Consider the following 1,824-nt stretch of genomic DNA (forward strand, 5'->3'; position numbering starts at 1 on the left):
CCAAGCTATAGGATTTCCGATAAGCATTACCCCGCAAGGGGACGGAAACCCCGCTTCGCCGTCGGTACTCAAATCCGGTAAACTCGCAATTTCCGATAACCATTACCCCGCAAGGGTACGGAAACTCGTTATCGCTTTTCATGATGTTTTAGTAGAGAATTGGATTCCCGATAACCATTACCCCGCAAGGGGACGGAAACGAAAATTTGATCAGACTATCACCCCCCAGAAAGAGGCAGCACTCAAGATGATATCTAGAAGAAATTTTAGCCAAAGCCAGCAAGTAGAAATCGGTAAAACGAGAATTATTCAGGGAGCAACTGGCTTTTTAATGCTAATGAGTCTGCTTTCTCTCCTCTTAGCGCCACCTAGTTTAGCATCTCCTGAGCCACCTAATTCGGTTATCGCCGCCACCCGTCAAGATTTGAGTCGGAAAACCAAGATATCGGTTAATCGCTTGCAAATTCAAGCAGCACAACCACAAACCTGGCCCGATGGTTGTTTAGGATTAGCTAAACCGGGAGAATTCTGTACTCAAGCACTGGTGCAAGGATGGCGAATTATTCTGACTGATAACCAAAAAACTTGGGTTTATCGCACCGATAGCAGCGGCGCTAATCTTCGCTTAGAAAAGTAAATTTCTTTGGCTCTTTTCCGGCTGCTTTTTCGGCATCCTCAAAGCAGCGCTGTCCTGTCCGTTGGGTGATGAAAATCGGCTTAGAATGGCTCTAGGGTTTGTTTCAAGAATCTAGTCGTCTCTGGCAATCCTATTTAATTAATAATCCCAGTTTTTTGCTTCTTTTTGCCCTAAAACTCCCGCGATACTGGGAAAAGTAAGAAGTAATTCGGTCATCAGCCCTCAACTATCGTTAAGATGGATAGGAGAAGGTAAAGTTTTATATGTCCCCTTCAACTGCGTTTAGGAGTTCCTGCTAAAGATGACACAAGCTACTCAGATTCAAGGAAAAGGAATTTTACTCAGTGAGGCTGCCCTCAAACACCTTACCATGCTCAAAGAGCAACAGGGCAAGGATTTATGTCTGCGCGTGGGTGTGCGTCAAGGTGGTTGTTCGGGAATGTCCTATATGATGGATTTTGAGCATCCTAGCAATATTGGCCCCCAAGATGAGGTTTTCGATTACGATGGCTTTAAAATTGTCTCTGATAAAAAAAGTCTGCTCTATCTCTACGGTCTCATGTTAGATTACAGCAACGCGATGATCGGCGGTGGGTTCCAATTCACTAATCCCAACGCCAGTCAAACCTGTGGCTGTGGTAAGTCTTTTGGCGTTTAATTATTTCTCTGGGGTGATACCTTTCACCTCCGCCTCCCAGAGGCGATTTTTTTTTGCCAAAACCCTTGACAAAATCGGAGACTTGACATATACTTTTTGTATAATGGGAATCCGTGCCTGCCTGCGAACCCTTCATTTTTAGGCTAGATACCCTGCTCTGAATCAGAGACGATAATAATCTGAGGAAAACTTTTTAGACATCAAGAGGGGTTTTTGCTGAGATTCCGCAAGGTACGATTGACAAAGCTGAGGTAGTCGTCAATTTCTTCGTAGGCATCGAGTTCTTGCTTTTGTGCGGGGGTAATTGCTGATTCTTTCTCTAGTTGGAGTAATTCTTCAATCCGAGTCTGAACGGCAGTGGAGGCTCGAAATATAGCAACTCCATCTTCTAATTCTAGGCAGACGGCTCCCTCTCTGGCTAGGGCAGAGGGCAAGTGATTGAGTTTAGGGATTGCTTGGGGGGTCATTTCAGTTACCAGTTATCAGTCATCGGTGACTACCAAGGATTTTAATTTTTATCCCCATTATC

At 44.7% G+C, this 1,824-nt stretch carries 3 protein-coding genes; 2 read left to right on the forward strand and 1 reads right to left on the reverse strand.

Annotated features, from left to right (window positions below):
- Positions 1 to 247: 247 nt before the first annotated feature.
- Positions 248 to 637, forward strand: a complete 390-nt coding sequence (locus PX636_RS03220) for a DUF8738 domain-containing protein (RefSeq protein ID WP_288116206.1) — start codon at positions 248 to 250, stop codon at positions 635 to 637.
- Positions 638 to 938: 301 nt separating this feature from the next.
- Positions 939 to 1,295 (forward strand): iron-sulfur cluster assembly accessory protein, encoded by a 357-nt coding sequence (locus PX636_RS03225; RefSeq protein ID WP_002747572.1) that lies wholly within the window; start codon positions 939 to 941, stop codon positions 1,293 to 1,295.
- A 200-nt stretch (positions 1,296 to 1,495) separates the two neighbouring features.
- Here PX636_RS03225 and PX636_RS03230 read toward each other — a convergent pair whose 3' ends face one another.
- The gene (locus PX636_RS03230) at positions 1,496 to 1,762 is read right to left on the reverse strand and encodes a hypothetical protein (protein WP_002773197.1); all 267 of its coding nucleotides are present in this window, start codon (positions 1,760 to 1,762) and stop codon (positions 1,496 to 1,498) included.
- Positions 1,763 to 1,824: the final 62 nt, after the last annotated feature.

Origin of the sequence: Microcystis sp. M53598_WE2 (assembly GCF_030067735.1) — a bacterium.
Classification (GTDB): Bacteria; Cyanobacteriota; Cyanobacteriia; order Cyanobacteriales; family Microcystaceae; genus Microcystis; species Microcystis aeruginosa.